Below are 4136 nucleotides of genomic sequence, written 5' to 3'. Positions count from 1 at the left end.
TCAGACTCCCTTTTTTTCTTGAACATGACCGATTTAGTCTAAACTCCAGTTAGTTCCAAAAGTTGCTTAATACCGGCACTGTTGGCACTGAACCTATAAAACAGACATTCATAATAAAATTGACGTGGTGAATTTGGCTTTTCTAACAGTAGACAAGCTGAAACTGAGGACTTGCTGATATCAAGCCCTAAAACTCTGGTCATTCGGTTTCCTCTGGGTGGTTCGTTTTTAAAATCCGCAGTGTCAAGCCTATGAATCACCCGTAAGCCCTAACAGCTTGCTTCACTCTCAAGGCAATGCCGCAGCGCGAACTGCGGCGACACAGGGAAACAGTACACAGTCCAGTAACCGAGCTTACGAAAATCAAAAAGCCAAAAAGCTTGTTTCTAGTTAAAAGCCCTAAGTTACTGGCTGTTGTGCTGTGCGGTTGATTTGGACTCAGACCGCGACGGCGGCGGCTGCCACCGTTTCGCCGGTGAGTCAGTCCGGCTCGTCAGGCGTTAATCATAAACTTCATCGTCGGCATAACCTGTCAACTCGTCGTCAATGACTTGTTCTAGTTTTTCTACAACGGTTTCTAGTATTTCTTTGAGTTTTTGATCAGTGTCGTGGGTTGCTTGTTCTTGACCAAAAATGAGTTTTATTCCAGATTTAATTTTTACTTGGGCAATGTGTAATGATTGCCAGACTTCGTAATAATCCCAAGCTGGATCGGGTTGGGGAATATCTAAATTTTCGTCAGCCATATCTAATGTGTTATTTTTTACAAGTTCAACCAAACTGATAATTATGTTGGGCGATGACCTCTGGTCGGTCGGAGACCATCGCATTTTGCATTTGTGCGATGGCGTACCCGCCCGCCGGAGGCGATCGCTTTCACCATTCGTTGCGTTGACCCTCATCTAAAATTTGCTGCAATTGCTGTTTACCCTCAGCGAACCGACGACCGCGAAATTTTAAAACCTCTTCAATTACAAAAGTTTCTGACTTCCCAGCTTCCAGTAATGCTTTGACTACCAGATATAAAGATTTATCGGAAGTGGAAGTTGGAAGTTGATCAACACGTTCTGCGCTAGGCTCTTGATATAAGTGTTCTAGGCTTTTGGTTAACTCGTCCTTGACTTCCGGCGGGTAAGTTGGTGAACCGTACACCTCATACAGTGCTTGTTCCTGTTGTTGGGTGTGTAGTGCAATTTCAAGATGTTCTAGTTCTTGGTTCATGACGGTGAGTGCAACGCGGCGGGCATCTTGAATCATTAACCGCCGCGACTCCTGGACAAGTTGCACTGATGCCACTAATCCCAAGCCGTAACTGATACCTTGACCGATTTGGGGAATGGGTGAGAGTGCCGCCAACCAAAATGCCGATGCAGTTGCTAACAAGCAATTAGTTTTTAACCACCGATCAGCCATGAGAGCATCCCCCCCAAAAAAATAGCCGCCGCGATCGCAATTAGCAAAGCATAATAATCATGTTCGGATAGTTTGAAAAATTGCCTCACCGCATCGTCCGTTACTAGTGCCACACCCAACGCGGCTGTAGACATAATGTAGACAACCCACATCACCCGAAACAACGCCGGATGCAACGCCCCTAGCCACGCCACAAAGCTAGAGGCGATACATCCCAGAAGAAACCAAGCTCCTAAATGTACCGCCTTAGCCATTACTGTTGTTTACCTTGCACCATGTCGTGAATAGCGTCCATCGCGTTACGGAAGTTTTGATGTATTGTTTCTTGTACCTCTGGTGGCATCTTCCTCACATCAATAAATCCTGGAGTTTCACCAGAATCATGTTCTTCAACTAGTGAAATAAAATCATCAAGCAGACCTTTGACCTTTTTGACTTCTCCCATGTCGCCCCTAGTATTTTTCTTGAATCTTGGCTTTTAGCTCGTTAATTCGTTGCTGTGCATTGTTTTCAGCCCGGTCTAAACCGATTCCCAATTTTGCATACTCAGGCCGCAAGGCGTGCAGATGTTTGGCTGTACCAGCATCGGCGCGTTTTTTGGTCAGTTCTGCATCAGCCACACCTCTTATATAGTTGCGGTGGTGTTTGTGAACTTGAGAATCGGCTGTTTCAATTTTCTTGAGTGACCGATAGGCGCGTTGGGATTGTCTTGCACCTTGAGTTTTTTCTGTGGCTAATTGCTTGAGGCTATCAGCTTCAGTTTTGGTAAAATAGCGGGGTGTTTCATTAACCGGTGCTGTTCTCACAGTCTGCCAACTTCCCGCGTTCATCGGGTTGATTACAGATTGGTCTGTGGGTGACAGCACTTGATTTTTATCTATGGCATGGCCGCCAGTGGCTAGTGATGATTGGTTGGAATTGTGCGATTTTCCAACGTTGGTAATTCGTGCCAGGATTCCCATAATTAATTCCTACAAACTTGGTTTTTTACTTGTTCAAGTTGTTCGCTTTGCGCTTTCATCTGGCGCAGTTGGACTTGATCAGCACTTTGATAAGTGAAAATTGCACCCATGCTTAACCCTGCGATTAGTGCAGCTGCAACTATCACCAGATAAGTAGGTGTGTTGTCTGTTGTGGGTGCAGGTGTGTCAGTTACAGGGTAAAATTCACCTGTGAAGGGTACAACCTTACCTGATGCTGATTGCTGTTTAGTCTGTTTCATCTCCCTCCAATAAGATCGGTTGGTAAGTCGGTAATAGTAGGTGAGATGTCCCAGCGTTGATGGCTGCACGAACTGAGGTTTGGACGATTTCTCTGTCTTCTGGTGTGGGGTTGTCGCGCATCTGCCGGATGCGGTGCAACACACGACCGGGTAACAGTCGCCAGTATTCACGGGCTAGCTGTTGTGCATGACCTTCTAGTAAGGATTCTAGAAAGTCTGGTGCATCGGTTTCTGCATCTTCTTCTGGTGCATTTTCCGCCGCACGCGATCGCAATAAATCTAGTCCCGCCTCAGTCCACAGTTTGCGGCCTGATTCTTCGACAATTACATGAACGTCGATTTGGAAGACTCCAGGATGGCGACGCATCCATGAACGGATTGTGCTTTCAGGAATGCCAGTTTCTCTGGAGGCTTCAGGTGTTGTGTGTAAGTTCTGCATTGGCAGGATTCCACCGAACGTGATGTATTAACGCTTCAATCAATCCCTCTTGATCACTCACTGGCAAGCCACAGATATTAATGGCAACAGTGAATAATTCTTGCCGTAATGAACCGTAAGCGGTGCATGACAGGTGAGATGCGATGGCGCAAATTAGGTAAAGTTTTTCGCGCTGGTTCATGCGCTCAAATCTTGATCCATACTTTTCTTGCAAGGTTTCCAGGTAGGAGTTATCCCCCGGCTGGTGACTTGTCCAATAGCCAATAGGTTTGTTCATAATCCTCATCGATGGTAATTTGGCTGACTCCACAGCAGGTCTTTACTCTGCACAGTGCTACAGGCTGCTATCTCTGTCTGGTTTTGGAGTTTGTAAGTTTTGTGAGTTTTAGGGTGTGTCCACGCAAAGGGTTAGGCGTGGGTGCTTGCTCCGGTAGATGCAACGCAAAGGTTTAGGCGTTGGGGAGCAGTTGCAACGTACAAAGTTTTGTATTTGCTAAACTAATGCTAGTATAATGCAAAGACAAAACCTGTCAACAGTTTTGTATATACAAAAAAAGTTTTGCAAAGATAAAATGGGGCTATCGTTAAGTGACTAACAATAATGGCAAGACCCAAAAAATTAGCGGAAGACGCAAAAACGGTCAACGTGAGGATGAGTCCTTCGGACTGGTCAAGCATGGACGTGATAGCTCAGTCGATGGGCATGACCAGATCGGATATGCTGCGTCACATCGCTCAGGGCAAGATTTCGCTAGGGAAACCGATAAACAACCAGGAGAAGATTCTGCTGGGAAAATCCTAGAGCGTCTCGAATTTATCGAGAACGCTTATTTTCAATATGTTGATGGACATCAGCAACGTTTAGAAGCTCGTCTAGTTGAGAGTAGAGAACACAAGGAAGTCTTCAAAAAAGCAGTTCAAGAACTGAAGCAAGAAATATACGATTTAGTCTCTACCGATAAAACTGATTAATAAACCGTCCTGCCTGTATGGGTAAGGACGGTTTATTTTTTGCGATCGCATTCACTACAAACGTGATCACCAAGTTTTAAAAATGCAAAT

At 45.4% G+C, this 4136-nt stretch carries 9 protein-coding genes; 1 reads left to right on the top strand and 8 read right to left on the bottom strand.

Translation table 11 applies throughout. The features are described from left to right. Positions 1–500: 500 nt before the first annotated feature. The 8 genes from ACM0OR_RS27840 to ACM0OR_RS27805 are packed head-to-tail and all read right to left on the bottom strand — an operon-like array spanning position 501 to position 3351. A complete protein-coding gene (locus tag ACM0OR_RS27840; protein ID WP_414579644.1) occupies positions 501–902 on the bottom strand; it encodes a hypothetical protein in 402 nt (133 codons plus the stop codon). After that, on the bottom strand, positions 877–1413 hold the full coding sequence (locus ACM0OR_RS27835; protein WP_414579643.1) for a hypothetical protein: 537 nt from the start codon (positions 1411–1413) through the stop codon (positions 877–879). Before ACM0OR_RS27835 ends, ACM0OR_RS27840 begins: the two co-directional genes overlap by 26 nt. Beyond that, entirely contained in the window at positions 1395–1667 is a 273-nt protein-coding gene (locus ACM0OR_RS27830; protein WP_414579642.1) for a hypothetical protein, read from the bottom strand. The genes ACM0OR_RS27835 and ACM0OR_RS27830 overlap by 19 nt, the downstream gene beginning before the upstream one ends. Beyond that, a complete protein-coding gene (locus ACM0OR_RS27825; protein WP_414579641.1) occupies positions 1667–1858 on the bottom strand; it encodes a hypothetical protein in 192 nt (63 codons plus the stop codon). The genes ACM0OR_RS27830 and ACM0OR_RS27825 overlap by 1 nt, the downstream gene beginning before the upstream one ends. 7 nt (positions 1859–1865) lie before the next feature. After that, on the bottom strand, positions 1866–2375 hold the full coding sequence (locus ACM0OR_RS27820; RefSeq protein ID WP_414579639.1) for a hypothetical protein: 510 nt from the start codon (positions 2373–2375) through the stop codon (positions 1866–1868). Between the two features lie 2 nt (positions 2376–2377). Beyond that, complete coding sequence (locus ACM0OR_RS27815; protein WP_414579638.1) at positions 2378–2635, bottom strand: hypothetical protein; 258 nt, start codon at positions 2633–2635, stop codon at positions 2378–2380. Next, complete coding sequence (locus ACM0OR_RS27810; protein ID WP_414579637.1) at positions 2622–3074, bottom strand: hypothetical protein; 453 nt, start codon at positions 3072–3074, stop codon at positions 2622–2624. The genes ACM0OR_RS27815 and ACM0OR_RS27810 overlap by 14 nt, the downstream gene beginning before the upstream one ends. Then, a complete protein-coding gene (locus tag ACM0OR_RS27805) occupies positions 3049–3351 on the bottom strand; it encodes a hypothetical protein (RefSeq protein WP_414579636.1) in 303 nt (100 codons plus the stop codon). The genes ACM0OR_RS27810 and ACM0OR_RS27805 overlap by 26 nt, the downstream gene beginning before the upstream one ends. A gap of 311 nt (positions 3352–3662) precedes the next feature. On the opposite strand from ACM0OR_RS27805, the gene ACM0OR_RS27800 reads away from it, so the two are divergent. Then, on the top strand, positions 3663–4046 hold the full coding sequence (locus tag ACM0OR_RS27800; RefSeq protein ID WP_414579634.1) for a hypothetical protein: 384 nt from the start codon (positions 3663–3665) through the stop codon (positions 4044–4046). Positions 4047–4136: the final 90 nt, after the last annotated feature.

This window comes from Anabaena sp. CCY 9402-a, from assembly GCF_963920945.1.
Classification (GTDB): Bacteria; Cyanobacteriota; Cyanobacteriia; order Cyanobacteriales; family Nostocaceae; genus Trichormus; species Trichormus minutissimus.
This window is presented reverse-complemented; position numbering and strand designations above follow the sequence as displayed.

What these genes read in the sequence shown, in the direction of transcription:
- ACM0OR_RS27815 (WP_414579638.1), bottom strand. Translation starts at nt 2,635, where the DNA reads ATGAAACAGACTAAACAGCAATCAGCATCAGGTAAGGTTGTACCCTTC.
- ACM0OR_RS27805 (WP_414579636.1), bottom strand. Translation starts at nt 3,351, where the DNA reads ATGAACAAACCTATTGGCTATTGGACAAGTCACCAGCCGGGGGATAAC.
- ACM0OR_RS27825 (WP_414579641.1), bottom strand. Translation starts at nt 1,858, where the DNA reads ATGGGAGAAGTCAAAAAGGTCAAAGGTCTGCTTGATGATTTTATTTCA.
- ACM0OR_RS27840 (WP_414579644.1), bottom strand. Translation starts at nt 902, where the DNA reads ATGAGGGTCAACGCAACGAATGGTGAAAGCGATCGCCTCCGGCGGGCG.
- ACM0OR_RS27810 (WP_414579637.1), bottom strand. Translation starts at nt 3,074, where the DNA reads ATGCAGAACTTACACACAACACCTGAAGCCTCCAGAGAAACTGGCATT.
- ACM0OR_RS27830 (WP_414579642.1), bottom strand. Translation starts at nt 1,667, where the DNA reads ATGGCTAAGGCGGTACATTTAGGAGCTTGGTTTCTTCTGGGATGTATC.
- ACM0OR_RS27820 (WP_414579639.1), bottom strand. Translation starts at nt 2,375, where the DNA reads ATGGGAATCCTGGCACGAATTACCAACGTTGGAAAATCGCACAATTCC.
- ACM0OR_RS27835 (WP_414579643.1), bottom strand. Translation starts at nt 1,413, where the DNA reads ATGGCTGATCGGTGGTTAAAAACTAATTGCTTGTTAGCAACTGCATCG.